Source organism: Salinivibrio sp. IB868 (genome assembly GCF_001995655.1).
GTDB classification, from domain to species: Bacteria; Pseudomonadota; Gammaproteobacteria; order Enterobacterales; family Vibrionaceae; genus Salinivibrio; species Salinivibrio siamensis.
In genome coordinates this window covers 134,865-160,907 of the sequence record NZ_MUEW01000010.1, presented here as the reverse complement: position 1 = coordinate 160,907, position 26,043 = coordinate 134,865, and the positions used below count along the sequence as shown (strand labels likewise).

Genomic DNA, 26,043 nt, shown 5'->3' with positions numbered 1-26,043 from the left:
TCGTTCGATTTTAAGGATCCAATGACCATGAGTAAAAAAGTGTATTTTTCAACGCCGGGTCGCTTTAGCGCCAAACGCACGCTCGTGGGGGCGGTGAGCCGTTGTCATCACCGCTTGGCACCTCGACATGCTAGAAAAGTGGCGCGTAAGCTGTTTCTCACACCAACGCGCAGTCCAATGGTGAACGCAGAGCCTGAAGGTTTAGTGCGCTCTCAAGTGCAAAGCCAAGCAGGGGTCTTGCAAATGTATAGTTTGGGGGCGGGGCCAACTTGGCTGCTGACGCATGGCTGGTCTGGATCCGCCAGCCAGTTTTTCCCTCTGATGGCGCACATTGCCTCATTGGGCTTTCGTGCGGTGGCATTCGATCATCCCGCACATGGACAGAGTGAGGGGAATGAGAGCCATATTCCCGGTTTTGTACAGGCGATCAATGATGTATTAGATCAAGTCGATAATGTCTCTGGGGTGATTGCGCACAGTATGGGCGCTGCCGCGGTGTTGGAAAGCGAACACCCCCAGGTGGATGATTTACCGCTCTTTTTGGTCGCCCCCGTGTTGAATTATCGCGAGAATTTATACGCCACGGTCCGTAAATCGGGGTATTCACTGAAGTTATTTGATGAAATTGTCCAAGAAGTAGGCGATCAGCACGGGTATCCGATCGAGACCATTGAGCCGCTCGAAAAATTGTCGCGTCGCCGTCATCCGGTGGTGATTGCTCACGACAAAAACGACCGGTTTGCCTCCTTCGCCGTCACTGAGCGAGCAACTAGCTACCCGCATGTGACTGTGCTAGCTACCGAAGGGTTAGGGCATGGGCGTATTCTGACCAGTGACGTCGCCATGCAGGCATTCACCGATTTGGCGGCAAAGATGAATCCTGCGGTACACAGTGTGGAAGCACAAACCGAGAATAAAAAGGCATCAGCCTAAACCGATGCCTTTAGAAGATGCGCCGTTATTCACCCGCGATGGATAAGCGGGCGAAGCGGATGCGTGGCGCAAAGAAGGCGCCATCATAGTTGGGTAACACGGTATTGCCGATGGCATCTATCTCATTGAGCATGGTATAGAAATTGCCGGCGACTGTGATCCCGCGAACCGGACGAACCCGTTTCCCATTTCGGCAGACAAACCCACTTGCACCGAAAGAGAAGTCGCCACTGATGGCATTAGCGCCTGAATGCACACCTTGCAGTGACGCTAACTCAAGATATTCACCGGCATGCACGTCTGCATCACTGTGTTTACCTGCGGCAATCACATCATGACGAGAAGTGACATCCAAACCGCCCTTGGGACTGCGGCCCGCGTTCGCCGTATGGGGAACACCAAAATGCTGTGCTGTGGCGCTGTTGTGTAAAAAGCCGACTAAGACGCCGTTTTCAATCAAAGGCGTGTCGGCGGTGGCAAAGCCTTCGCTATCAAAGGCTTTAATACGCATCCCGCCATCCAGTCTTGCCACATCGGTGATGGTGAGCGCCGTATCTGCAACGGACTTGCCGACTTTTTCACGCCACGGGTTAGTCCCGCGCTTAGCGGCATCGCCGGAGAAGCAGCTGCCAAAGGCGCCCAGCAATTCGCTGAGACAATCATGCTCAAAAATCACCGGATACGAACCGGTTTTCACTGGGCCACCCTCGAGCAAGGCGTCAGCGGTTTGGTAGGCCAGTTGAGTGGCATGGGCGCGATCAAGATCAGCAAAGCGGCGTGATACTGAGGCGCCGAGATGCATCGCTTGCTTACCCTCGTGATTGAGCAGTGCTGCGGTATAGCAACTAAAGCTACGTTCGCTGTGATAGCAGCGTGTGCCTAAGGTATTGGCAAGCAACTGGTATTGGGTTTGCTCACTGTAACCATTGTAGGGCGCCCCCGTTGCGCGGGGTTGACTGACCACCTCTTGCTCAAGGGCCAGCGCCAACGCGATCTTGTCTTCAATCGGCGTGTTATCTGCTTGCAGCAAGCTGGGATCTTGCTGCTCAATTTGCTGCCCTTCAGCGCGAATTTGTTGATCCGGGTCGGCTTTGGTAAAGCTTGCGTTGGTGAGTGCGGCGTTCACCATGCTGGCAAGACTGTCGCTATCTAGCGATTCTGAATAGCTGGTGGCGACTTGATCCCCTTTGATCACCCGCACGCCGATCACTTGACCAGCGGTGACTTTGTGCTCGGAGAGATCGCCTTGGTCGGCTTTGAGTGACAAGCTTTCGCTGGCGTTGGCAATCACGTCTGCTTGCGCACCTTGCTGTTTCACCAAGCTGAGGACCTGATCGACGGCATCGCTTAGGGTTGCTTTAATGATTTGCTCACTCATGCGTTACCGCCTCCTACTAGGATATTATCGACTTTCAATGCAGGTTGGCCCACGGTGGTGGGGACTGAGCCGCTTACCGAACCACACATACCGGCGGCAAGGGCAAGATCTTTGCCGACCATGCTGATTTCTTTAAGCACCTTAGGCCCCGTACTGATTAAGGTGGCAGACTTGAGTGGCACAGTGATCTTACCGTCTTGGACCAAGTAAGCTTCTTGGACCGCAAAGTTAAACTCGCCGGTGCCGGGTTGTACTGAGCCGCCCCCCATCTTCTTGGCGTAGATGCCACGCTCCATGGAGCCAATCATGGCGTCTAAGCTATCGTTACCGGGCTCAATAAAGGTGTTTCGCATCCGCGAGGTCGGTGCGAATTTATAAGACTCACGTCGGCCAGAGCCGGTGCGCGCATAACCGGTTTTCAGGCTGCCCATGTGATCGACCATAAAGGAGGTGAGCTTACCGTCTTTGATCAACTGGGTATGCTGGGTTTCCATGCCTTCATCATCGATATTGATTGAGCCCCATGCATTCGCCAAGGTGCCATCGTCCACCGCGCTCACCACAGGGCTTGCAATCATTTCGCCCATTTGGTCATGGAAGACGGAAGCTTGCTTAGCAACCGAGGTGGTTTCTAACAAGTGGCCACAGGCTTCGTGGAAAATTACCCCACCAAAACCGTTGCCAATCACTACCGGCATTTCGCCTGATGGACAGGCTTGGGCACCGAGTTTAATCAGCGCTTGTCGTGCCACACGCTCGCCCAGCGCAACCGGATCGATATCCTGATGGAACTCCCAGCCTGTGAGTGCACCGGGAGCATCAAAGCCCGTTGACTGTTCTTCACCGTTAGTTGCGACCGCTGTAGCGGCAATACGCGTGTAGTGGCGGGTATCTGTGACATACAGGCCGTGAGAGTTAAAAATCTCGACCTGTTGCTCACGTTGGCCGACACGACCAATAATTTGGGCGATTTTATCGCTCTCGGCACGAATACGCGCATCCACTTGGCGTAAGAACGCTACCTTATCGGCCACATGTTGATCTGCCGATAACGGCTCAGACACCGGATGTTTGTCATTTAAATGGGACAAATTAAGTGGACCAGCGGTGGCGATTTGATCGCGCTTATCACGCGCGCACAGCAAGCTGGTGACTTTTTTCAATTGTTCTTCATCGCGGCTGTTGGTGTAGCCATAAAGCACTTTGTGGCCGAAAAACAACCGGATACCAATACCAAAATCAATCCCTGAGCTCACTTTATCCACCTCACCAGACAACAGCTCCACGTTGCCTGAGTGATGGCGTTCGACAAAGAGTTCGGCGAAATCCGCGCCTAAAAACAGGGCATGGTCAATCACCGACTTTGCCGTTGATGGATTCAGCATACTTCCTCCTAAGAAGTGTGTTAGCGAACTCTTCATTCTACCAAGCTTTTATTGGTAATGATCACCACTTGCAGTGAGTGCATGATATTTCATCATTTTTTGTGCCGTTCACTTAACTGCATATGGCTGGTTCAATGTGCTTTACCAAAAGGCGACGAGTGTGGCGCAATCCGTTACACTACGCCGATACAAGTAACGAGCGGATAGAATCATGAGTCAGATCGCAGCCAACATTATTACTGGGTTTCTTGGCGTGGGGAAAACCACGGCGATTCGTCATTTACTCGCGAATAAACCCGAGCATGAGCGTTGGGCTATCTTGGTGAACGAGTTTGGTGAAGTGGGTGTCGATGGCGCGATCCTCTCTGAACAAGGTGCGCTGGTAAAGGAAGTGCCGGGAGGATGCATGTGTTGTGTAGCAGGCTTACCTATGACGGTGGGGTTAAATACCTTGCTCGCTGAGAAGCCGGATCGAATTTTGATTGAGCCGACGGGACTCGGTCATCCCAAAGACATTATCGGTAAGCTGACTCAACCGCCTTTCGATACTTCTTTGTCGCTGGGCGCGACCATTACCTTGGTCGATCCGCGTTGTATTGACGATGTGCGCTATCGTGAAAATCAAAATTTTCATGATCAAATCGCGCTCGCAGATGTGGTGGTGGCAAACAAGCTTGACCAGTGTAGCGAGGCGCAAATCGCCACCTTTTATGATTATGTCGCCGCGTTTGATGGCGAGAAAAGCTTGGTAACCGGCGTTGAACAAGGGGCGCTCGAGACCGCGTGGCTTGCGTTACCGCGTCACGCTCGTCAAGCGCACTATCATCACCATCACAACGATGCCGAGCCCATGACCACGTTAGCACTGGGCCCGGACGATACCTATACCCGCAAAGAAAACCAAGGGCAGGGCTATGTCAGCTGCGGCTGGTTGTTTGCCGCGCACTGTTGTTTTCCGTTTGATGCCTTGTACGGGCTATTGAGCAACATCAACGCTCAACGGATTAAAGCGGTGGTCAATACAGACGAGGGATTTTACGCGTTTAACGTCGCTCATCAGGTGGTTACCGTGACGCCTATGTCGATTGAACAGGCCGAGTCGCGCATCGAAGTGATCGATACCGACGCCTTGCCTTGGGATGAGCTGGAGTCGATCCTGCTTTCTTTTCTTACCCCGTCCAACTAACTGGCATCAACAGGATTTGCCAACGGCGCCTTCTTACCCGATAAAAAAACCGGCCCAAGTGGCCGGTTTGTTGTTTGCTGAAACGGGTCGCGTTTAGCTGGCATATTTAGCGGTGAGCACCTGCCAGCTACGTTTTTGTTGCTGAAAACGCACTTTCAGATCTTTGTACTGTTGCGCGAGCTCGGCGTTTTCGACTCTTTCGCGCAGCTTGTCACGCTCGAGCGCTAACAGCTGTTTTTTCAGCGTGTAGTAGTCCGCCATTTTAGTCACCAAGGCATCATACTCTTGTTGCAGGATTTGCAGACGATGCGATGCGTGTGGCTTGTCACTAAGCTGTTGTGTGACGCGCTGCAATTGCATGGTCGCACGCGCCTTTTCAATCTTCTCTTCGGGGGTTACGCGCAGTTTTTCCGCAAGGCCCAACCAAGATGCGGTTTTGATCAGCCATTTAGTCGGATCAAATTGCCACCAGCGAATGCCATTGCGGTAGTCGTTCTCAAAGATATGGTGAAAGTTGTGGTAGCCCTCGCCAAAGGTCATCAAGGCGAGCACGCCATTATCCCGCGCGGTGTTTTTATCGGTATAAGGCTGGCTGCCCCACACATGCGCCAACGAGTTAATGAAAAAGGTGGTGTGGTGGCTTAGCACTAATCGAGTAAAGCCGACCAGTAAGATAGCGCCCCAAAGATCGCCATGGAGCAAACCAAACGCGATAGGGAAGCCAAAGTTGGTTGCCAGTGTCAGCGCAAGGTAGTGCTTGTGTTGCCACATCACGATCTTATCTTTTTGCAGATCGCGGCAGTTGCTGTAATCGCCATAGCGGTTGGGATGGTATTCGCGCAGCATCCAACCAAGGTGTGAGAACCAAAAGCCGCGCTTGGCCGAGTAAGGATCAACATCGTTGTCATCGACATGGCGATGGTGAATGCGGTGATCTGACGACCAATGAAGCGCGCTGTTTTGCAGCGCAAATGCCCCACCAATGGCGAAGATAAAGCGCAAAGCCGGATGGGCTTGATAGGTTTTGTGGGCCCACAACCTGTGATAACCGGCGGTGATCGACAGGCCACAAAAGCTGAATGCGACAATCAGCGCGGTGATCTGCATCCAATCAAAACCATGATGCCATGCCCACAATGGCGTACCAATTGCGGCAATCAAAAAAGTGAGGGTAAACACGCTAATGTTTAACCAGATTAAGCGTGGTTTCTGAGGGGGAGAGGTTGAAGCCTTGGTATCCATAACTCGTTATCTTTATTTAAGCGTACACTTGTACGCTAGAATAGGTGCGTGTTACCGCTTGGTCAAGTCCTCACTGTCGCCTTTGCGCGCAAAAATGTTTCAGGGTTTGTCGTGACTTGCCAAGTTAATGGAAGCACTATACTTTTTTAAATTAGCTACAGGTACGACAAATCAGCCACAGGTACGACGGCTTTTATCGCATTATTGTCCGCTCGGTACAGTTTCCCGTACGGAGGCCGATACCCTTCATAGGTGCTGGAGCACGCATTGATATCCGTGAACGATTGACACAAGGTTAGGAAACGATGATGTCCTATCCGGCCATTCCGCATTTTGTGAAAGCGATGGGCCACCGTGTGGTGAGTTACATCCTGAATGTCACAGAAGCGGAAGGCCGTTTAATTTTGATGCAAAAACTCGGCTTGAGCCGGATTCAGCGCGACACACTCAATCAATATATTGAGCTGTGTCGCCAGCTACGTGTGTCTGCGGTTGAGCAAGGGGAAAGTGAACAATCCTTCTTTTATCGTTTACCGCACGTGATGCAAAACGGCCGCCACGTCTTTAATGTTTGGCGTGCACAGCAGGGCGGTGAGCTGGCGACGCGAATTAACAGTTCAGACCCATTAACCAGTGCTTTTTGCCAACTGGCGGGTGAACTCTATCCTTTATTTCTTATTAAAGCAGGACAGCGGCCGCATCTTTTTTATCGAGGCGCCGGCTATCTCACCGCAGCCATTGAGCAATTCCCGGTCAGTAAGCAGGTTCAAAAACGCATGGCGGCAGACCCTGCTCTGTCTCGCCTATTCACAACGTCGGGGAAAGAGCCGCAGCAAACCTGTGGCGACTACAAAGATGCCAGTGGCCACCGCGGCGTGGTCAGCTTGGCCAGTTTACCCGTGTCGATTCTGGTTAATAGCTACGACCTGATGCGTATTCGTGGGGTTGTCAGCCCTGATATGTTCGTAGAAACGGTGCAAGAAATGTTGGAGATGGCACGTAGCTTAGCTGATGGTGAAGTCGCTCATATTCCGATGTTTGTGGGCTTTCGCAATGCGGCGCTCACGAACTTGGCCGAGCTGGATACCAAATGGGGCAGTGTGCGTCGCTATACCCCAGGGATTGCGGAATATGTCCTACAAGCGGCGAGTTTAATGGCTAAACGTCGCGATAACGGGTTCATGCTCGAGTCGGGGTATGCGTTTGCGATTAACTTTGGTGATTTTTTAGAGGACGATGATTGGCCAGAAGAGGTATTGGACGCCACGACTGAACAACAAACCACTGAGCTGAATATTGTTTTGTGTATGGCGCTTTGTTACCTCGGTGAACACAAAGCCTTTGTGGCGCCAGAGTGGGTTTGGCGTATCGATCCATTCTCGCTTGATAACCGACGACAAGACTTTGGTTCAGTGGCAGAAACGGACGATCCTGTTGCTATCAGTGAGACAGACTTAGTCGATATTGAGCGTTGGAGTATGCTCGTGGATGACACCGACTCGAGGGGGATTCGCTTGGCAATGTCTCGCCTTTATACCGCAGCGAAAAAGCCAGACACACAAGACGCATTGGTGGATGTGATTATTGCGCTGAGAAATATTTTTGCCGCGAGTGAAGATATTATCCCGATAAAAAAGGCCTTGAGCCATATTCTTGAGCGAGAGACAGACGTCACTCTGATCGATAGGCTTGCCGAGGATTGGCAAGCGTTACTGACCGGTGAATTTGACGCTTCGCCTGAGCTCATCAGCGAAAAAGTGTACGAATGCGTTCAGCTTTGTTTAACATGTTTGCATTATTTCTACTTGCATGCGCCCAGCCTGATCAGTCGCTCTGATCGCCTTGCTCAATTATGCCAACGACAAGAGTAGCCCCCTGATATAAAAAGAATCATCGCATTTTGACTGGTTTGCCCTCATTCCTCGCGATATTGGTTTATGCTTACAGTGTTTACCCAGCCATACTCTCAGTAAAGATGTAGGAAAGGAGAGGCTTTTGACCACACAAATTCTGATCACTGACGATTCTGCGCTCGCGCGTAAGCAATTAGCGCGAACCTTACCCAACGATTTGGATGCCGACGTGCACTTTGCCGAAAATGGCAATGTTGCCCTGGATGTGTTGAGTAGTCAGCCGATCGACATCATGTTCCTTGATTTGACTATGCCGGAACTTGATGGGTATCAGACACTTGAAGCGATGCAAGAAGCCGGAATGACGGTGCCTGTTGTCGTGGTCTCAGGCGACATTCAGCCGCTTGCCCAGCAGCAAGTGCTGGAGCGGGGGGCCAAAGACTTTGTTAAAAAGCCCATCAGTCGTGAGCGCGTCGATGCATTGATCAAGGCGTATTTACCGACTGCTTCTGCGTCAGAGACCGAGCGTTCACACGCGCCCAAAGAAAAACTCAGTCGCCGAGATATTTACATGGAAGTGGTGAACATTGCGATGGGGCAGGCAGCAGATAAACTTGCCCGACATTGCGGGGTGTTTGTCCACATGCCACTGCCACAGGTCAATGTGTTTGAAGTGACCGAGTTGACGATGACTATCCGGCACTTGGCCCAATCAAATACCATGAACGGTGTGTGTCAGGGTTTCAGTGGGGAGGGGATCGCTGGCGAAGCGCTGATGCTGATTAGTGATTCCAGTATTACCGAGATGGTGACATTGTTGGACTATCCCGAGGATGGGTCGGTCGACAACGAGCTCGAATTGCTGGTCGATATTAGCAATATTCTGATTAGTGCCTTTTTAAAGGGCTTAGGCGATCAAGGCGCGTTAGAGTTTTCGCAAAGCTATCCGGCGCTTTTGGGTCAGCACGCTGAAGTGGATCAGTTGATAGCGGCGATGAAAGGGTCATGGAAACGCACAGTGACCATTGAAGTCAGTTATCAAATTGATGGGACAGATATAAAATGCGATTTGTTACTATTGCTACTGGATGAGTCTTTGCCGCTGCTCGATGCGAAGTTGGCCTACCTAATGGATGAGGAGTAATGCGATGAGCACAGAAGATTTTGACCAATTCCATTGGATGCTCGACATGGTACAGCACATCGACATGGGATTGATTGTGTTAGACAGAGACTTCCATATCCAAATGTGGAATGGCTTTATGGTTCACCATAGCGGTAAACACGCTAAAGATGTGCAAAACCGCTCGTTATTCGAGGTGTTTCCGGAGATCAATGAGCCTTGGTTTCGTGCCAAGTCGCAACCCGTGTTCGATCTCCGTTGTCGCAGTTTTATTGTCTGGCAGCAACGCCCGTATTTGTTCCGTTGTCGTCATGTTCGCCCGATCACCGGTCAGCTTCCCTTTATGTATCAAAACGTCACCATGCACCCAATGGCGAATACGCGGGGTGAGGTCAATCACATGTTTATCTCCATCCAGGATGTGACTAATGAGGCGCTAGCAAGCCAAACCCCGCGTGCCACAGCGCCATCACAACAAGCCGTGCAAAAATAAGCATCTCAAAATAGCCAACTGTGAGTGTCTAGAGTGATTGTTTCCCGCGGTTGTTATTCGTGGTTGCATGATTATCAGGGTCACAGACGGCATAAGTGCCGCCTTTTAGCGATTTCTTCGCATAATACATGGCGGCATCTGAGCAATTGAGCAGCTGTTCGACCGATTCTCCATGATCTGGATAGCAAGCGATACCGATGCTGGCGGAAAGGTGTGCGTGTTGCTGGTCATCTATTGCAAATGGCTGATTGAGACTCGAGATAATTTTCTCGGCGACGCGTGCTGCGTCTTCTGGGTGGCTGGTATATTCTAAAATCACCGCGAATTCGTCGCCGCCCAGGCGAGCGAGGGTATCTGAGTTACGGATGCTTTGGCCCATCCGTTTAGTCGTTTCCACTAACACACTGTCTCCGGCGTCATGGCCATAGGTATCGTTTATTTTCTTAAAGCCATCGAGATCGATAAACAGTAGGGCAAAATGTGCGCCTTGCTGACGTGCTTGCGCCAGCACAATATCCGCACGCTGCTTAAAGGCGACGCGGTTAAGCGCGCCTGTCAGGGTGTCGGTATGCGCCATATGCTCAAACTGCAGGTAAAGACGCTTGGTTTCGTTGATATCTTGGTGCGTGCCCGCCATGCGAATTGGGTTATGGTCGCGATCCCACTCCATGACTTTACCCTTGGCCAAGATCCAAACCCAAAACCCATCTTTATGCAGCATGCGAAACTCACATTCATAAAAAGGGTTAGAGTCGCTAAAGGCGGCATCAATTTCTTTAGACGCGCGCGCGAAATCTTCGCTATGACAAAGCTTTTTCCAGGTTTCAAATGAGGCAGGTATCAGCTCGTGTTTTTGATATCCCAAAATTTCTGCCCAGCGCTCATTAATAACCAGCTCTCCGCTAGGGATATGCCACTCCCAAGTGCCGACATGGGTACCGCGGATTATTTCATCTAAGCGTTTACGCTCCAGTTGCAGCTCATATTCGGTGCGTCGTGACTTAGCGAGAATAAACCACATTGTCGCGAGCCCTGCACCGAGCACAATGATAATCAAGGATGTAATAATCAGTTGGTGATTTTTTTGCGTGGCGATTTGCTCGGTCTGTTGTGCCACCATTTGCTCGAGTCGGTTTTGATAGTGCCACAGTGATGCCTGAGTGGCCCGATAATCACTGATATCGGTGATAATTGAAAAAAGGGTTGGTTCATCGCGGTAGATAATGGGTATCGAGGATACCCTTACGGTTTTGGTCGTGCCGTCCGATAATATATGGCTGAAAACGAAATAGTTTCGGTTTTCTAATTCCGCCAGCTTACGTTCTTCAGCGACGGCATCAGGGGGCAGGGCATTAATGCTGGCGATATTCATTTGGGTCAGCGTCTGCTGTGAATAGCCGTAAAAGTCGCTAGCTGCTGGGTTGGCGGCTTTGATTTCACCAGTATCTGGGTCAAGGAGAAGCATGACCAGTGCATGTTTCTCAAACAGCTGATCGAAAAGATCGTTTGTCTCTTGCGTCGTTGCGAACGCAAACGGCACCTGCAGTATAAAAAAAAATAAGATGAAAAACGGCTTCATCACGCGTGTCGTCACTCGTCCCCAATGAAAACTTAAGCGTAACATATAGGTTAATTTTTTGTGTGACGGCGACGAGCTGTTCTCACGCGACGACGCTTTGTCCGTGTTTGTATGCAGGCTTTGTGATGATGCTCACTATGTTAGTTAAATGTTTTTACTCTGTTTCTTTGATGGTGGTCGAGGGCACGACGATGTCAAGCGATGGGGCACGTTAGGCAGTTGATTGACACCTGTTTGTAACGCATTAATACGCGTGTCGGGTGATGGATGGGTTGAAAGCAACTCCGGCGGCGCGCCTTTGGACGCTTTTGCCATATTTTGCCACAGGGTAACGCTGGCGCTCGGGTCAAACCCTGCTTGATGCATTAACTGCAGACCAATCTTATCCGATTCTGATTCTTGAGCGCGGTTGTAAGGAAGCAATATCCCCACTTGGACGCCAAGCCCAAGCCCTGCGAGGGCAAGATCGCCATAGGGGTTATCAGAAAGAGTGATGCCGGTAATGGTCAACCCCAAGGCAGTGAGTTGCGAGCGCGATAAGCGCTCGTTACTGTGATCGGCAAGGACGTGCCCAATTTCGTGGCCGATCACTGCAGCCAATTGATCGGGCGTTTTTGCAACGTCGAGCAGTCCGGTGTAAACGCCGATCTTTCCGCCGGGAAGTGCAAAGGCGTTGACTTGATCACTGTCGAATACCACCACTTCCCATTCCGAGAAGTTGGATTGCGGTGGCACCACTTTTAAGATGGCGGCGGTGACGCATTGCACGTAGGCGTTGATGGCTTTGTCGTCACTGATAGGTTGCGACTTTTTCATCTCCTCAAACGAACGCTGTCCCAGATTCGCCATGTCATCACCAGAAAAAAGCAATAACTGGTTTCGTCCTGTTGGCGAGTGAGAGCAAGATGAAAGCATAACCATCAGGCATAGAGATAGCATGACGGTTTTAGCAGTGCGTAGCATGGTCATTTCCTGTATCGTTTTGCGCCACAGTCGCAGTGAATATAAGCAAAGATATCAGAGTGCTAATGTACTGGCTTCTTGGCTTAACGTCTACTGGTGCGCGCAGGCAGCGTTAGGCGCGGCTTGATAGTCCGCGTTTCGCGCAGCGATTTCCTTTCCATCGGGATAAGCAGCAATGGGTGAAAGTATTGTGAGTATTTGGAAAAAAGACATGTCGTTAGCGGGGTTAAATGCCTCTTCGACTAATACGTTGGTCGCGCATTTAGGGATTGAATATACGGCATTTGATGCGCAGAGTTTAACAGGAACCATGCCGGTGGCACCGCATACGCATCAGCCGCTGGGCATGCTCCATGGTGGCGCATCTGTCGTGCTTGCTGAAACACTAGGCTCCTTGGCAGCAAACATGTGTGTGCCAGAAGGAAAGTACTGTGTCGGGTTGGACATCAATGCCAATCATCTGCGTGCGATGCGAGAAGGCACGGTGACGGGCGTGGCGACCCCAGTGCATCTCGGCGCAACCACGCAGGTGTGGAATATCACCATCCAAGATGAACGAGGCCGGGATGTGTGCGTGAGCCGACTCACTATGGCGGTACTCACTGATAAGCGCGCCGATAAATCCTTGGAGGACTGAGCAAGATGGTGGTCGATATAGAGCAAGGTAAGCTAATCGTGACCGCGCATGAGGTGGTGATCCAATTGCCCGCAATGAAATTGAGCATGCAGGTGCAATCTGACTCGTTACAGATTATCGCCGACGCCAATGTGCTGGTGGCTGATGCCGGTGATGTGCGTTGGTCACTGCCGTTAAGTGCACAACATATTGCGTTGATTTCAGATATGACGGGCATCCAACCTCAGTAGCCACCTTACCAATACCGTGCTAGTGGCAACGACCACTCGCACGGTTGGTTAGATGCTAACTTGATGCGCCGTTAGCTGTGCGAGGTGCTGACTTCGTAGCTGGTGAATTTACGCACGTTAATCACGCCAGTATCGAAAATCAAATACTGCCCTTTAATGCCTTTCAAAACCCCACTCACCTCGGCATTTTTATCAAAGTTATGTGAACTTATTTTGGTTGGGTGCTCAGTGACAGGGTAACTAAAAGTGAGGGCGTCAAGTGCTGCAGGCAAGACCGCATCATTGCCAAATTGCAGACGGATATCCGCTAATTCTGGCTCGATCGCTTGGGTTAAACGTTCAGCCTCTGCGTGAAGATCAAGTGGGTCATTGTCGCCTTTTAGGAGCGCGCGCCAATTGGTTTTATCCGCGACATGTTTCGCCATCGCGACTTCAACTAGCCCGGAAATCTGGCGTGTTTTAACCCGAAACAACGGGAGAGCTTGCGTGGCACCTTGATCGTGCCAGCGTGTTGGCATCTGGTTAGCGCGGGTAATCCCCACTTTTAATCCCGAGGTGTTGGCGAGATAAACAATATGATCCGTCATGCAGAACTGTTCTCCCCACTCGGGCTCACGACAGGTTCCTTGCGCATAGTGGCAGGTTTCAGGCTTCATAATACACATATCGCAACGCGCGAGCTTTTTCATGCAGGGGTAACAATGGCCTTGCGAATAGCTTTTTTTGGTTTTTCGCCCACAGGCATCGCAAAAGATATTGCCAGTATGCGTCAGGGTTAGTTTCTGCCCAAGCAATGGATTGAGGTGTAGCTCTTCATTACCCACCCGCAGAAAGTATTGTACGTCGGCACCGGCTTCTGTGCGCATCTTATCTAGGGTTCCAATCACGACTTTGCTCATTATGGTTTTATTAAGAGCGGCAAGTGTAGCAAATGGGAGAGAGCGGAGTAAGGCAGAGAGGAAAACAGGCAAGCGACAACCTGCCTGTCTCGAAAACGGATTAGCCGAGGCGAGCTTCTATGCTTTTTTGTGTGTCTGTGGTGTGCTCACGATAAAGCGTAACGGAGACCACTAAGAGGTCTTTCTTGGTATCTTCGCTAACCTGATTGATCACGAAATAATCCGCCTCTTCTTTTGCCACCCCTCGTTCGGCCAGGCGTAAGACATCTTCTTGAATATCGCCTTGTATCTCCACGTTGGCCGTTTCTTCAAAATCACCAAACTCAAGCGTGGACTTGGCAATTAGCTCAGGCGCTGCAGAGGCGTGAAATGATAAAAAAGAGAGAACAAATAGCGCAGTAGAGAGACCTTTTTTCATAAGACATCGGATACATCGGTGGATTTCCTGACAACCTACTACGCAGCGGAAAAGGGGTTGTCAGCGTCATGTTAGAAACGTGATATCAACGCCTATCGTGTGGCGTCTTCGATATCGTCGCTAAATACGTCGTTGTCACTGCGTGCGTCTTGGCCTTGGAGCACGCCAATATCGCCGAGGTAGTCGGCTAATAGGTCGTCATCGGTTGGGATGACTTGATGTTGTAAACTATCCATTTCTTTCTCCTTGGGTGACTCTAACAGCCCACATGAAGGAAGGCTAACGACCCTTTATGTCATCACCATGACAGCTTGCTAGACTCTCGCAATCTTTTTGGTAGGTCAATGACTTTTAGCGCTTATTGGGGTTTGAACGTCGCCACGACGGGACAATGATCGCTGAGCCTGAAGTTCATGACGTTATGATAGGCAAAATGATGCTGAAAACTATATTGCCACCGAGACGCCAACGATTCGGAGACTAAAATATGATCGATTAAGCGACTGTACATCACTTGGTTCCAGGTCTGAGTCCGCCAGTTATAGCGTCGTGCTTTACAACGTGCGCGGACACTCTCTGTCACGTTAATGATGTTTGTTGGTCTCGAGGCATCGTCGAGAAGGGATTGGCGGAATTGTTGCCAAAACGGATCCTGTTTTTCACTGATATAGCGATTAAAGTCACCCGCAATGAGGATGTTTTTATCACCATGTTCACGCACCCAATCGGCTAACACACTGAATTGCTTGCGTAGTTTTTCGCAGCTTCGTGAGGCTTGAGCTTGCTTAAAACAGCCGGACTTAAGATGCACCGACAGCATATGAACCGGTTCTTGGCCCGGTGGTGTGACCACAATATAGGTGCCATATCGCAGAGAGGGCACGCCAAAAAAACCAGGTAGCGCGATTTGACGCAGATCGCGAGGGTCGTCTACTTTCCAGTCTTTACGGACGGCGAACCCCGTCAGTTGCTGACTTTGTGTGCTGTCTTTAAGGGCGGCATAACGATCGGAAAAATAGACATTATACGCCTCTGTGGGAATGACTCGTGCCAGTGCCTCAGGACTATCAACCTCCTGAAAAGCCAACACATCGGGGGCGAGTTGAACAAAGATCGACGAAAGCTGTTGATAATCGTCTTGATGACGGACGCCGGCTCGTTGATCACCCTTTAAGGTCAGCCACTCAAAATTCCATGTTGCCACTGTCAGTCCATAGCTAGGGGCCGAAAATACCCCAACAAGCACGAGCAGGCCTAAAACTCGAAGTACGATGGTGGATACCTCATTATTACGCGTTCCACTGTGATCCTACTGGAAATGTTGAGCATGCAGTGGAGCATTGTAGCACTTTGCGGAGAACCTTTGATTTTAACTGATAACTATCATAACGAAGATCAGTGAGATTGCGGTACAGATAGGCATTTGATTCGTCGGTTGGAGGTTATTCGAGACTTCGATGATCTGTGTCAACACAATGTGCCCCCTAGTTGCTATCTAATACCACATCTTGTGTTTTAGTGTATTTTGTATCCTATATATGGTGTGGAGGGCATATGCCAGCGGTAATTAAGCGCGATGGAACACGCGTCCCATTTGATGCAGATCGGATTGTCCAGGCGGTGACATGTGCGCGAGAGTCGGCGCAATCGATGCGAGAGGCAGAGCTGTGTCAACTGACCGACGCAGACATCCTCCGCTTAGCAGACACCATCGCGACGCAGTTTGCTGGCGAGGCCGAGGTGGATATTGATCATATTCAATATGCCGTTGAAGATGTCCTCATGACCGGACCGCATAAAGCGGTGGCACGTGCCTATATTGAATATCGCCATGATAGAGACATCGCTCGCGAGCGCCGTGGCCGTTTGAATCATGAAGTACAAGGGCTGGTCGGGCAAACTAACACTGAATTGCTGCACGAGAATGCCAACAAAGACAGTAAAGTCATCCCCACTCAGCGTGACTTGCTCGCGGGGATCGTCGCCAAACACTATGCCAAGCAACACATGTTGCCCAGTGCCGTGGTAAGAGCGCATGAGTCGGGTGAAATTCACTATCACGATTTGGACTATTCACCTTTCTTTCCGATGTTCAACTGTATGCTAATTGACTTGGCTGGCATGCTGCAAAAAGGCTTTAAGATGGGCAATGCGGAAATTGCGCCGCCCAAATCCATCTCAACCGCTACCGCGGTGACCGCGCAAATCATCGCACAAGTCGCGAGTCATATTTACGGTGGTACCACGATTAACCGCATTGATGAAGTGCTGGCCCCTTATGTTGAAGCCAGTTATCAAAAGCACTTGTTGGTGGCGCGTGAGTGGTCTATCAGTGATCCCGACGCTTATGCCCGCGCCCGTGCTGATAAAGAGTGTTTTGATGCCTTTCAGTCGTTGGAGTATGAGGTCAACACGTTGCACACGGCGAATGGGCAGACTCCTTTTGTCACCTTTGGCCTAGGTTTGGGTAAGAGTTGGGCGGCACGTGCGGTGCAACGTGCTGTTTTAGCGAATCGGATTGCTGGTTTGGGTGAAAATCGAAAAACGGCCGTCTTCCCGAAATTGGTGTTTTGTATCCGAGAGGGCTTAAACCGCCGCCCGAGTGATCCCAATTACGATATCAAACAGTTGGCACTCGAGTGCGCCTCTAAGCGTATGTACCCAGATATTCTCAATTATGACCAAGTGGTATCAGTCACGGGCTCCTTCAAAACCCCAATGGGGTGCCGAAGCTTTTTAAGCGCTTACGAAGAGGACGGTACACTGGTGCATGAAGGACGTAACAACTTGGGTGTCGTCAGCGTTAATTTACCTCGTTTAGCCATTGAGGCGGAGGGGGACGAAGACGAGTTCTATGCGCGCCTTGATGCAACGTTAAGCCTTGCGCGCCAGGCACTCGATACCCGGATTGCTCGTTTTAAAGGGGTGAAAGCGCGGGTGGCACCGATTTTATATATGGAAGGCGCATGTGGTATCCGTTTGAACCCAGACGATGATGTCAGTGATATTTTTAAACATGGGCGTGCGTCTATTTCTCTAGGTTACATTGGCCTGCACGAGACCATCAATGCGCTGTACGGTAGCGTGCCGCACATCTACGACAGCGTGGTGAAACAAAAGAAAGCCAAAGCGATTGTGGCTTATTTACATGATGCGACCGAGCGTTGGAAAGCCGAAACAGGTTATGGATTTAGTTTGTACAGCACCCCAAGTGAAAACTTGTGCAGTCGTTTTTGTCAGCTCGATACCCAGGCGTTTGGTGTGATTGAAGGGGTGACAGATAAAGGGTATTACACCAACAGCTTCCATTTGGATGTGGAAAAGCAGGTGACGCCTTACGATAAAATCGATTTTGAGATGGATTACCCGCGCTTAGCCAATGGCGGCTTTATTTGCTACGGGGAATACCCCAACATTCAACACAACCTAGAAGCGTTAGAGAACGTTTGGGACTACAGCTACGATCGCGTGCCGTACTATGGTACCAACACGCCGATTGATGAATGCTACGAGTGTGGTTTTACCGGTGAATTTAATTGCACCAGTAAAGGCTTCACTTGTCCGGCTTGCGGCAATCATGATCCAGCACGTGTGTCAGTGACACGACGTGTGTGCGGCTATTTAGGAAGCCCTGATACGCGACCTTTTAATCCGGGTAAACAGCAAGAAGTGATTCGCCGTGTGAAACACATGTAGGGGGAAGCGTGAACTATCACCAATACCTTCCCGTTGATGTGGTCAACGGGCCAGGCACACGTTGTACCTTGTTTGTATCGGGGTGCGAACACCAATGCCGTGGTTGTTACAACAAAGCCACCTGGCCGCTGAACAGCGGCCATCCTTTCACTGATCTGATGCAAGAGCAGATTGTTCAAGACTTACTCGATTCACGGATCCCGCGCCGAGGATTATCATTGAGCGGTGGTGATCCGCTTCATCCTGCTAATATCGACAGTGTAAAAAAATTGTTACAAGAGGTGGTGAGCCGCGCACCGAGCAAAGACATTTGGCTGTGGACAGGTTATACATTGGCAGAATTGTCATCAAAACAGCGAGATGTTGTCGATTTGGTTGATGTATTAATTGACGGCAAGTTTATCCAAGATGAAGCGGATCCTCATTTAGTGTGGCGGGGAAGTGCCAATCAATGCGTACACTTTCTGTCCGAGCGTGCCCGAAAAGGGCAAGAGAATCATGGTTAAGAGGTTGCCAATTTTCCCGCATGGGGTAGGGTATAGCGTATCTTGAGCATTCAGGCTTAAAAGGACGTAATACTATGTTAGATCTGCTCTCGCCTGCTCAGCAGGATCCGATTCTCTCCTTGTCATTGGCGTATCGTGATGATCCGCGTGAGCACAAAATGGACTTGGGCATTGGCGTATACCGTGACAGTCAGGGTCAAACGCCGATCATGCACGCCGTTAAAGCGGCGCAACAATCACTGGCACAAAGCCAACAAACTAAGGCCTATGTCGGGCTGGCGGGTAATGAAAATTTCAACCAAGCCATGGTTGACCTCTTGCTCAAAGGGACCGATGCTTACCACCGATGTGCGGCGGTGCAAACCCCAGGTGCGAGTGGCGCACTGCGCATGTTGGCTGATTTGATGAATCTGGCCAAGCCGGTGACCACTGTGTGGTTGACCGATCCTAGCTATGTGAATCACAAACCTGTCATGGAAGCGGCAGGCCTGACGGTCAAGTTCTACCCGTATTTTAATCGCGACACCAAAATGGTGGATACCGATGCCATGCTTAACGCGTTGTCGCAAGCTGGTGCGGACGATGTGGTATTACTGCATGGCTGTTGCCATAACCCCACGGGCGCTGATATCAGCTTGAAAGAATGGGAAGCGATTACCGAGCTTGCTAACCGTAATGGCTTTACACCGTTTGTGGATATTGCCTACCAGGGCTTCGGTGATGGTGTGGAGGAAGATGCGCGTGGTTTGCGTATTCTCGCCGACAACGTTGAGGAAATGTTGATTGCCACCTCGTGCTCTAAGAGCTTTGGGTTGTACCGTGAGCGCACTGGCGCAGCGATTGTGGTGGGTAAATCTGCTCAAGAAGCGCAAAATGCGAAAGGGCGTATCCTTCAGCTTGCGCGAAGCACTTATACCATGCCGCCTGATCACGGTGCCGCGATTGTTGAAACCATCCTCACCGACGACGCCCTCACCAAACAGTGGCGAGATGAAATTGAGGCGATGAACACTCGGATCAATACGTTACGTGAAGGGTTGACAGCAGCACTGCGCGACCGTACGGGCGATGGTTATTTTGATTTTATTCAGCACCACCGTGGTATGTTCTCTGTCCTCGGGTTAACGGTTGATCAGGTGAATCAGCTACGCGACCGACATGGCGTGTACGCAGTGGGTGATAGTCGGATTAACATTGCCGGCTTGGCTGAACGTCATATTGATAGACTGGCCGATGCGCTGGTGGATGTGACACGCAACGGCTAACTGCTGCGGCGCTAATGGTCGAAACTTAATAAAAAGGGGCTTTAAGCCCCTTTGTTCGTCTATATCTAAATCATCGCTTATTTTTGAGGTAACGTTTACGGCGGGCCTCTTTTTTAGCGGCTTTTTCTTGCTCTCGGCGGGCGTTGTCTTCTTCAACCTGTACCAGCTCGGTTTCAATCATATCCGGTTTTTCTAAAGTGAGGCCACCCAGCGCACCAGCGCGTAAGTCGTGCAACAGCACTTCTGAGGCTTTATGCAAGTCGACCCGTCCACCCGCGCGCAAACAACCGCGTTTGGCACCAATCGCTTCCATTAACTCAATGTCTGTTTCGGGTAATACATCAAGCTGATAGCGCTCTTTAAGCCGCTCGGGATAGGCGCTCGCCAAGTATTCCACGGTATAAAAGGCGACTTCGTCATAATCCATTGCCGTGTCTTTAACGGCGCCGGTTGCCGCGAGACGAAAACCGCTGTGTGGGTTCTCAACCTTTGGCCATAAAATCCCGGGTGTATCGGATAGCACCACGCCGTTTTGCAGGTTGATCCGCTGTTGTTGGCGCGTCACCGCGGGTTGGTTGCCGGTTTTGGCTATCACTCGGCCAGCAAGGCTATTAATAATGGTGGACTTGCCGACGTTGGGGATCCCCATGATCATCGAGCGAATGTTTTTTCCCATGGTTTCACGGTGTGGGGCGAGTGAGCGGCAGCGATCCATGATTTGATTGACTTCATGCGGGTGCGAGGTAGTGATTGCCATCGCCGACACGCCTTGCTCTTTTTCTAGGTGAGCCATCCACATTTCGGTCATCGTCGGATCGGCCAGATCGCGCTTATTCAGTACCTTGATCACCGGCTTTTCACCACGCAGCGTACTGATGAGCGGATTTTCGCTACTAAACGGAATGCGCGCATCGAGCACCTCGATGATCACGTCGATCTTAGGGATGACCTCTTCGATCTCCTTACGAGCTTTATGCATATGCCCAGGAAACCACTGGATTTTGTTGTTAACCATGTTTGTACAACCTTGCTGATGCCAGTGCGCCAACACGATATCAGTCAGTGGCGCAAGAATGGCGCGCATCATACCACTTAATCAGAGGGATGAGAAAAGCTGGGGCAGGTGTGACTAACTACGTATCTTTCTTTCTCGGGCTTAATTGCTTATCACACCATTTTTCAATAGAGGGGGCGTATAAGGTGAACAGGCCAATCATCATGGCGATGGCGCAGATTACATAGATAGCTGTCATTGCAACCCTCCTTATTGGTTAACTTTAGTATACACCTTGTTTCGCCTTTCCTCGGCCTCAGGTGCCGAGGAAAGGCGCGTGTTTGGATCAGGTCGATGAAGATGGTTTGGTATCTGTATCAAACTGCTTGATCAGGACCGAGGTGTCGCAACGGCCATAGCCGCGCGCTTGTAACTTGTTATACTGTTGATCCACCTGCTCGGTTAAGGGAAGTCCCACGCCTAACTTGGCGGCTTCTTCTAAACAAAAGCCCAGATCTTTACGCATCCAATCAATCGCAAAGCCAAAATCAAAACTGTCTTCTGCCATGGTCAAAGCACGATTTTCCATTTGCCAAGAGCCTGCGGCCCCGTGCTTAATGGCATTGATCATCTTTTCGATATCGAGATCAGCGGATTGCGCGAAGGTGAGTGCCTCGGATAAGCCTTGTAAGACGCCGGCAATACATATTTGGTTAGCCATCTTGCAGCGCTGGCCGCTGCCATGCGGGCCAATATGCTGGATTGCGCTGGCATAGACGTTCATGACGGGTTCAACGTTACTGAACACATTAGGGGTGCCACCGACCATAATGGTGAGTGCGCCTTTTTCCGCACCGGCTTGGCCGCCTGAGACGGGGGCATCGAGAAAGCTCAGGCCTTGACGCTCGCATACTTGTGCCAACTCAAGGGCTAGCTCGGCAGAGGTGGTGGTGTGATCGACCAGCGTACTGCCTTTTTTCATATTGGCTAACACACCAATATCGCCATACACCACACTGCGTACGTCATCATCGTTTCCCACGCACATAAAGACGATGTCAGCATCAGCCACGGCTTCGGCTGGCGTTATTCCATATGTGCCTGAATAGGTGTCGCACCAAGCTTCGGCTTTGCCGGTGGTGCGGTTATAGACGCAAGTTGGGTAGCCGTGGCGCTGAAGGTGCCCAGCCATTGGAAAGCCCATCACGCCTAGGCCAATAAAGGCCACCTTGATATCGTTAACTTGCATGGTCATCTTGCTTCCTTGTCGTTTCGTTGTCGTTAATTTATCAGAAACTTAACCTTTCTTGCATGTGTCAATGTTAAGCTTGTATCATCCTTTTTTGTGTTGTAACACGGATAATTATGACAGCACGACAACCTTTCTCGTTAACGATTGCCCATATTAACGACACGCACTCTCACTTTGAGTCCACGCCTGTCTCGCTAAACTTGGATGATAATGCGACACCGGTTTATGCCAATAGCGGCGGGTTCGCACGCATTGCTTCAGCCGTGGCACATTTTCGTGAGCAGGCTAAGCAAGATGACCATGCATTCCTTTTTCTGCACGCAGGTGATTGCTTTCAAGGGACTCTGTATTACTCCTTGTTCAAAGGTAAGGCAAATGCAGATTTGCTGAATCGACTCGGTATTGATGCGATGGCGATTGGTAATCACGAGCTTGACCAAGGGAATGGCCCCGTGGCTGACTTTCTTGATGATATTCAATTCCCATTGCTTGCGGGGAATTGGCATGTGGCGGATGAGTCAAAAGACAAGGACAAGCGCGTCAGTGAGAAACCCGCTTTACTGCCATACATCGCCCCGGAGGAGCGCGCGAGTACACTCATTAAAACCTATGCCGGACACAAAGTGGGCATCTTCAGTTTAGCGGTTGAGCAAATGGCGGCATTGGCACACCCTGATCATGATACTCCTTTCTTGCCTGCAACACGCATCGCTGAAAACACCGTGGCTTTTTTGCGTCAACAAGGCGTGAACACCATTATTCTATTGAGCCACTTGGGTTATGACAAAGACAAGGAATTAGCGGCTGCGGTTAATGGGATTGATGTGATTGTGGGAGGACATACCCATGTGCTGCAGGGAGACTTTCAAAACCTTGGTTTGGCGAAAGAAGATCCCTACGGCTATAAAGTCAATGATACCTGGATTGTGCAAGCGGGTTGCCATGCGCAAGCCATCGGTCGCTTTACGTTATCTATCGATGAAAACGGTCGGCCAGTTGCCTTTGATGGTCAAAATTACTTGTTGCTCGGGCGCAGTCTCGCGATGGATGCCTCGCGGGAACAGCAATTGACTGAAGGCTCATATCAAGCAGTAAGAAGCTATCTTAACCGACAAGACAATGTACTGATATTACCCAGTGATCTTGCATTGAAACAATATCTACAGCGCACCTACCGTCCCCATGTGGCGCAACTAGAAAGTGACGTTGTCACACATGTGCCGCAACGACTCCGTCATGTGCGCGTGCCTGACAGCGAGGGCGGCAGCGAAGTGGCGCCGTTGGTGACAGAAAGCTTTTTATGGGCGGCTCGTGAGCAAGGTATTGAAGCCGATTTTGCTATTCATAATGCGGGTGGCGTGAGAGTCAGTTTAAACGCCGGGCCGCTCTCGGCCGCTTTAATTGCAGGCGCGTTGTTACCGTTTGCTATCGACGTGATCGCCTACCAGGTAACCGGGGCACAGATCCGTCGTGCGATTGAAGGCGCAATCAACAATGCCACAGATAATGGCATGACGGGCCTCGGGTCAGGCAGTTTTCCGTATTGCGCCGATATACGCTATCGCTACGAAGCGTGGCAGCCGATGGGTGCGCGGGTAACACAACTCGAGATAAAGCGCGGTAATCACTGGATAGCCATCGATAATGAGCGACAATACACAGGTGTGTCGTCATCTTATACCGCCCAAGGAAAAGAAGGATACGATGCGATTCAAACCGGCCACCGTCGCTCGATTGGTTTATCCATGGCGGAGTGCTTTATTGACTATGCGCGTCAGCAGCCAGTGTTAGCGCTACCTACTGAGCCTTTAGTGTGTTACCTCCGAACGTCTAGTGAGAGAAAAACCTGCTGGGGTGAATAACTTGGCCTATCCCTTGCTTATTGATAGTCAGCTTGGTGTTTACGGCAGACAATTGCCGTTTAAGTTTTTGACAAGATTGTCGATACATAGAGTGAACCTGAATTGATCGACACACTATCGAAAGGTGAGGGGTTATGGAAAAACGTGATTGGTTTGATATCGGCTTGATCAGTTTTTGGTTGGTGGCTTGGGCATCGATTGTCTACTTTGTGCCAGTCATTTAACCCATTTACTGATCCGCGGATTGCGGGGGAACCTGTTTGAGCCGGGTTCCCCAACGCACTAACAATGGTTGTAAATAGATTGGCAGCTGTATCGCGCCGATTAATGGCAGAAATGCTGGCCCGAGCGCGGCACCGGCAACGGTGTACGTTAGTAGTACATTCCGATTGACCGCCGAAACGGCGGCTATCATGCTCGCCTCCCGCCCCCGTTTGCGATATAGCCCATACGCAATGATGAAAAAAAGTATGCAAATTGCAACTGAAATGGCTAAAAGTTCTAACGCATACCCAGAGTCGTTTTGCCACATTGCCCCGAATGGCCCTACTAGCCCTAATGGAAAACTGAACACTAGCACAATCGTAAACTGTGCCAGTTTGCTGTGAATGCGTTTGAGCTTTTCTGGTTTGATCAGCGCGTGAAAAAGCGCGGCAAACAGCATGGGTCCAAAAATGAAGATCACCAATCGCACGGCATAGCTTTGCAGGTCCAGTGAAAATGAGTCACCGGATAGCACCGTGAGATTAATAAACAAGACCACGGGCATCAGCAACGTTGAAGCAATGGTATATGCCATGGCGATGAGCGCATCCATTCCCAAAGAACGAATGATGGCTGGTGTTGCAAACAAAGATCCAGTAGCGCAAATACCACTGATGGCAAGTAACAAAGGTGCAGACGCGCCGAGTAGCCACGCGAGAGAACAAGTGAGTATGGTAAGTAGCACTGAGTGAACTAATGCGTACACCCAGACCTGCCACTGAGCTAACGCTTTCACTAATAGGCCTTGATGAATGCCAAGTAGGGTAAACAGCATCAAGGCGAATAGCACATAAGGTAAAAACGGAAATAAGGCTAACGAGACGCTCGGAAAGGCAAAGCCAATCAATGCGGCAATAAAAAGACACAACGCTGAATGTTTGGCGAGAAACGCGAGCATGGTCAACACCTTGGTCACATGTGTAACCACGATGTTATCAGGTTTACACAACTAATCGAGTGAAAAATAGTCTTTTTCAAGGATTAATACGCTTTGTCGTACAAAAAGTCAGACAGGATAAGGGAGTGAGCAGTGAATTCAAACAGACAAACTGAATTCATTGATGGTTTGTATGCCAGATAAGTGATTAGCTTATTTTACTGCAACTTAACATAATGAATACGTGCTAACCGGCAAGCACTTTAGATTAGAAAAACTAATCCACTGGTTTAATTTTCATCAGTTTAAATCTTGGGGCAGCCCCTTATAATTTGCGGCGAGTGATTAAGACAACAAAGCGAGGATCTTATGACGACTGTAACGGTTAATATGCCCCGTTCTCGTCGATCTTACGCGGTAACAATCAAAGGACTGATCGCTCACGCCATGGATGTGCTGTTCACTAGCAGCACACACGCTCCCGCTTATGATGCCAGTCGCTTACCGGCACATTTGCAGCGTGATATTGGTATAAACCGATAAGACGACTTAAAACGGATAGAACGCGAAACGTCACATCATCGAGATGTGGCGTTTTTTTTATGGTTTAATCGTTCTCGAATGTTTACGTAAAATGAGTGGCTTGCTAAGCCGACGAATGCGATCAATTGAGGAGTACAAAAGATGGGATGGTTCTCTGCACTGTTTTCCAAGGGAAGCGACAAACAACCACAGGTGTCAGTCACCCCCACAGAATACCAAGGCTATTTAATATACCCTGAATCGACCGCCGAAAACGGTCAATATCGTGTCAGTGGCCGCATTTGCAAACCGGTTGATGACAAGGTACTCACTCATACGTTTATTCGCTCAGATTTGCTGGGAAGTCAGGAAGATGCCAACAGCTTGATGGTCACAAAAGCAAAAATGATGATTGATCAAAACGGTGATCGGCTATTTGATTGAGGGGCGTCAACGAATCGCGCGATAGCAAAAATAATGCATAAA

Annotated in this window: 23 protein-coding genes and 1 pseudogene; 12 read left to right on the top strand and 12 right to left on the bottom strand. The window is 50.2% G+C overall.

Annotated features, from left to right (window positions below; all coding sequences use genetic code 11):
* Positions 1 to 27: 27 nt before the first annotated feature.
* Entirely contained in the window at positions 28 to 933 is a 906-nt protein-coding gene (locus tag BZG20_RS12105; protein ID WP_077579190.1) for an alpha/beta fold hydrolase, read from the top strand.
* 25 nt (positions 934 to 958) lie between these two features.
* Here the strand turns inward: BZG20_RS12105 and BZG20_RS12100 are convergent, their stop codons facing one another.
* Both BZG20_RS12100 and BZG20_RS12095 read right to left on the bottom strand, forming a co-directional pair.
* Entirely contained in the window at positions 959 to 2,311 is a 1,353-nt protein-coding gene (locus tag BZG20_RS12100; protein ID WP_077579171.1) for a TldD/PmbA family protein, read from the bottom strand.
* Complete coding sequence (locus BZG20_RS12095; RefSeq protein WP_077579170.1) at positions 2,308 to 3,696, bottom strand: TldD/PmbA family protein; 1,389 nt, start codon at positions 3,694 to 3,696, stop codon at positions 2,308 to 2,310. Before BZG20_RS12095 ends, BZG20_RS12100 begins: the two co-directional genes overlap by 4 nt.
* 211 nt (positions 3,697 to 3,907) lie before the next feature.
* Between BZG20_RS12095 and BZG20_RS12090 the strand changes: the two genes are divergently transcribed.
* Positions 3,908 to 4,882, top strand: a complete 975-nt coding sequence (locus tag BZG20_RS12090) for a GTP-binding protein (protein WP_077579169.1) — start codon at positions 3,908 to 3,910, stop codon at positions 4,880 to 4,882.
* Between the two features lie 93 nt (positions 4,883 to 4,975).
* Here BZG20_RS12090 and BZG20_RS12085 read toward each other — a convergent pair whose 3' ends face one another.
* Positions 4,976 to 6,124: a fatty acid desaturase gene (locus BZG20_RS12085; protein WP_077579168.1), complete on the bottom strand. Its 1,149-nt coding sequence runs from the start codon at positions 6,122 to 6,124 to the stop codon at positions 4,976 to 4,978.
* A 305-nt stretch (positions 6,125 to 6,429) separates the two neighbouring features.
* Here BZG20_RS12085 and BZG20_RS12080 point away from each other — a divergent pair, with 305 nt between their 5' ends.
* From BZG20_RS12080 to BZG20_RS12070, 3 genes are all read left to right on the top strand, one after another.
* Positions 6,430 to 7,995: a hypothetical protein gene (locus tag BZG20_RS12080; RefSeq protein ID WP_046075889.1), complete on the top strand. Its 1,566-nt coding sequence runs from the start codon at positions 6,430 to 6,432 to the stop codon at positions 7,993 to 7,995.
* A gap of 124 nt (positions 7,996 to 8,119) precedes the next feature.
* Positions 8,120 to 9,121, top strand: a complete 1,002-nt coding sequence (locus BZG20_RS12075; RefSeq protein ID WP_046075888.1) for a response regulator — start codon at positions 8,120 to 8,122, stop codon at positions 9,119 to 9,121.
* Positions 9,122 to 9,125: 4 nt separating this feature from the next.
* The gene (locus BZG20_RS12070) at positions 9,126 to 9,593 is read left to right on the top strand and encodes a PAS domain-containing protein (RefSeq protein WP_046075887.1); all 468 of its coding nucleotides are present in this window, start codon (positions 9,126 to 9,128) and stop codon (positions 9,591 to 9,593) included.
* A gap of 28 nt (positions 9,594 to 9,621) precedes the next feature.
* On the opposite strand, the gene BZG20_RS12065 is transcribed toward BZG20_RS12070, so the two are convergent.
* The gene (locus BZG20_RS12065; protein WP_077579167.1) at positions 9,622 to 11,217 is read right to left on the bottom strand and encodes a sensor domain-containing diguanylate cyclase; all 1,596 of its coding nucleotides are present in this window, start codon (positions 11,215 to 11,217) and stop codon (positions 9,622 to 9,624) included.
* 99 nt (positions 11,218 to 11,316) lie between these two features.
* Positions 11,317 to 12,141: a M48 family metallopeptidase gene (locus BZG20_RS12060; RefSeq protein WP_077579166.1), complete on the bottom strand. Its 825-nt coding sequence runs from the start codon at positions 12,139 to 12,141 to the stop codon at positions 11,317 to 11,319.
* A 184-nt stretch (positions 12,142 to 12,325) separates the two neighbouring features.
* On the opposite strand from BZG20_RS12060, the gene BZG20_RS12055 reads away from it, so the two are divergent.
* Positions 12,326 to 12,772, top strand: coding sequence for a hotdog fold thioesterase (locus BZG20_RS12055; protein WP_046076078.1), 447 nt, complete (start codon positions 12,326 to 12,328; stop codon positions 12,770 to 12,772).
* A gap of 5 nt (positions 12,773 to 12,777) precedes the next feature.
* Entirely contained in the window at positions 12,778 to 13,002 is a 225-nt protein-coding gene (locus tag BZG20_RS12050; RefSeq protein ID WP_077579165.1) for a DUF3389 family protein, read from the top strand.
* A 71-nt stretch (positions 13,003 to 13,073) separates the two neighbouring features.
* Here BZG20_RS12050 and BZG20_RS12045 read toward each other — a convergent pair whose 3' ends face one another.
* The 4 genes from BZG20_RS12045 to BZG20_RS12035 all read right to left on the bottom strand — a co-directional run bounded on the left by BZG20_RS12045 (position 13,074) and on the right by BZG20_RS12035 (position 15,523).
* On the bottom strand, positions 13,074 to 13,901 hold the full coding sequence (locus BZG20_RS12045) for a DUF2797 domain-containing protein (protein ID WP_077579164.1): 828 nt from the start codon (positions 13,899 to 13,901) through the stop codon (positions 13,074 to 13,076).
* Positions 13,902 to 14,001: 100 nt separating this feature from the next.
* Complete coding sequence (locus BZG20_RS12040; RefSeq protein WP_046075884.1) at positions 14,002 to 14,319, bottom strand: hypothetical protein; 318 nt, start codon at positions 14,317 to 14,319, stop codon at positions 14,002 to 14,004.
* A 92-nt stretch (positions 14,320 to 14,411) separates the two neighbouring features.
* Complete coding sequence (locus tag BZG20_RS16010; protein WP_158010039.1) at positions 14,412 to 14,555, bottom strand: hypothetical protein; 144 nt, start codon at positions 14,553 to 14,555, stop codon at positions 14,412 to 14,414.
* 122 nt (positions 14,556 to 14,677) lie between these two features.
* Complete coding sequence (locus tag BZG20_RS12035; RefSeq protein WP_158010038.1) at positions 14,678 to 15,523, bottom strand: endonuclease/exonuclease/phosphatase family protein; 846 nt, start codon at positions 15,521 to 15,523, stop codon at positions 14,678 to 14,680.
* Between the two features lie 350 nt (positions 15,524 to 15,873).
* Here BZG20_RS12035 and nrdD point away from each other — a divergent pair, with 350 nt between their 5' ends.
* From nrdD to BZG20_RS12020, 3 genes are all read left to right on the top strand, one after another.
* Positions 15,874 to 18,015, top strand: a complete 2,142-nt coding sequence (nrdD, locus tag BZG20_RS12030; RefSeq protein WP_077579162.1) for an anaerobic ribonucleoside-triphosphate reductase — start codon at positions 15,874 to 15,876, stop codon at positions 18,013 to 18,015.
* Positions 18,016 to 18,023: 8 nt separating this feature from the next.
* A complete protein-coding gene (nrdG, locus tag BZG20_RS12025; RefSeq protein ID WP_077579161.1) occupies positions 18,024 to 18,521 on the top strand; it encodes an anaerobic ribonucleoside-triphosphate reductase-activating protein in 498 nt (165 codons plus the stop codon).
* A 74-nt stretch (positions 18,522 to 18,595) separates the two neighbouring features.
* Entirely contained in the window at positions 18,596 to 19,786 is a 1,191-nt protein-coding gene (locus BZG20_RS12020; protein ID WP_077579160.1) for an amino acid aminotransferase, read from the top strand.
* Between the two features lie 70 nt (positions 19,787 to 19,856).
* On the opposite strand, the gene ylqF is transcribed toward BZG20_RS12020, so the two are convergent.
* Positions 19,857 to 20,801: a ribosome biogenesis GTPase YlqF gene (gene ylqF / locus BZG20_RS12015; RefSeq protein ID WP_077579189.1), complete on the bottom strand. Its 945-nt coding sequence runs from the start codon at positions 20,799 to 20,801 to the stop codon at positions 19,857 to 19,859.
* 325 nt (positions 20,802 to 21,126) lie between these two features.
* Positions 21,127 to 22,038, bottom strand: a pseudogene (locus tag BZG20_RS12010) (NAD(P)-dependent oxidoreductase); the annotation flags it as partial.
* A gap of 107 nt (positions 22,039 to 22,145) precedes the next feature.
* Here BZG20_RS12010 and BZG20_RS12005 point away from each other — a divergent pair.
* Entirely contained in the window at positions 22,146 to 23,894 is a 1,749-nt protein-coding gene (locus BZG20_RS12005; protein ID WP_077579158.1) for a bifunctional UDP-sugar hydrolase/5'-nucleotidase, read from the top strand.
* Positions 23,895 to 24,123: 229 nt separating this feature from the next.
* On the opposite strand, the gene BZG20_RS12000 is transcribed toward BZG20_RS12005, so the two are convergent.
* The gene (locus BZG20_RS12000; RefSeq protein WP_198531486.1) at positions 24,124 to 25,056 is read right to left on the bottom strand and encodes a hypothetical protein; all 933 of its coding nucleotides are present in this window, start codon (positions 25,054 to 25,056) and stop codon (positions 24,124 to 24,126) included.
* 663 nt (positions 25,057 to 25,719) lie between these two features.
* Between BZG20_RS12000 and BZG20_RS11995 the strand changes: the two genes are divergently transcribed.
* On the top strand, positions 25,720 to 26,001 hold the full coding sequence (locus BZG20_RS11995; protein WP_077579157.1) for an HlyU family transcriptional regulator: 282 nt from the start codon (positions 25,720 to 25,722) through the stop codon (positions 25,999 to 26,001).
* Positions 26,002 to 26,043: the final 42 nt, after the last annotated feature.

What these genes read in the sequence shown, in the direction of transcription:
- BZG20_RS12105 (WP_077579190.1), top strand. Translation starts at nt 28, where the DNA reads ATGAGTAAAAAAGTGTATTTTTCAACGCCGGGTCGCTTTAGCGCCAAA.
- BZG20_RS12100 (WP_077579171.1), bottom strand. Translation starts at nt 2,311, where the DNA reads ATGAGTGAGCAAATCATTAAAGCAACCCTAAGCGATGCCGTCGATCAG.
- BZG20_RS12095 (WP_077579170.1), bottom strand. Translation starts at nt 3,696, where the DNA reads ATGCTGAATCCATCAACGGCAAAGTCGGTGATTGACCATGCCCTGTTT.
- BZG20_RS12090 (WP_077579169.1), top strand. Translation starts at nt 3,908, where the DNA reads ATGAGTCAGATCGCAGCCAACATTATTACTGGGTTTCTTGGCGTGGGG.
- BZG20_RS12085 (WP_077579168.1), bottom strand. Translation starts at nt 6,124, where the DNA reads ATGGATACCAAGGCTTCAACCTCTCCCCCTCAGAAACCACGCTTAATC.
- BZG20_RS12080 (WP_046075889.1), top strand. Translation starts at nt 6,430, where the DNA reads ATGATGTCCTATCCGGCCATTCCGCATTTTGTGAAAGCGATGGGCCAC.
- BZG20_RS12070 (WP_046075887.1), top strand. Translation starts at nt 9,126, where the DNA reads ATGAGCACAGAAGATTTTGACCAATTCCATTGGATGCTCGACATGGTA.
- BZG20_RS12065 (WP_077579167.1), bottom strand. Translation starts at nt 11,217, where the DNA reads ATGTTACGCTTAAGTTTTCATTGGGGACGAGTGACGACACGCGTGATG.
- BZG20_RS12060 (WP_077579166.1), bottom strand. Translation starts at nt 12,141, where the DNA reads ATGACCATGCTACGCACTGCTAAAACCGTCATGCTATCTCTATGCCTG.
- BZG20_RS12050 (WP_077579165.1), top strand. Translation starts at nt 12,778, where the DNA reads ATGGTGGTCGATATAGAGCAAGGTAAGCTAATCGTGACCGCGCATGAG.
- BZG20_RS12045 (WP_077579164.1), bottom strand. Translation starts at nt 13,901, where the DNA reads ATGAGCAAAGTCGTGATTGGAACCCTAGATAAGATGCGCACAGAAGCC.
- BZG20_RS12040 (WP_046075884.1), bottom strand. Translation starts at nt 14,319, where the DNA reads ATGAAAAAAGGTCTCTCTACTGCGCTATTTGTTCTCTCTTTTTTATCA.
- BZG20_RS16010 (WP_158010039.1), bottom strand. Translation starts at nt 14,555, where the DNA reads ATGGATAGTTTACAACATCAAGTCATCCCAACCGATGACGACCTATTA.
- nrdD (WP_077579162.1), top strand. Translation starts at nt 15,874, where the DNA reads ATGCCAGCGGTAATTAAGCGCGATGGAACACGCGTCCCATTTGATGCA.
- BZG20_RS12020 (WP_077579160.1), top strand. Translation starts at nt 18,596, where the DNA reads ATGTTAGATCTGCTCTCGCCTGCTCAGCAGGATCCGATTCTCTCCTTG.
- ylqF (WP_077579189.1), bottom strand. Translation starts at nt 20,801, where the DNA reads ATGGTTAACAACAAAATCCAGTGGTTTCCTGGGCATATGCATAAAGCT.
- BZG20_RS12005 (WP_077579158.1), top strand. Translation starts at nt 22,146, where the DNA reads ATGACAGCACGACAACCTTTCTCGTTAACGATTGCCCATATTAACGAC.
- BZG20_RS12000 (WP_198531486.1), bottom strand. Translation starts at nt 25,056, where the DNA reads ATGCTCGCGTTTCTCGCCAAACATTCAGCGTTGTGTCTTTTTATTGCC.
- BZG20_RS11995 (WP_077579157.1), top strand. Translation starts at nt 25,720, where the DNA reads ATGGGATGGTTCTCTGCACTGTTTTCCAAGGGAAGCGACAAACAACCA.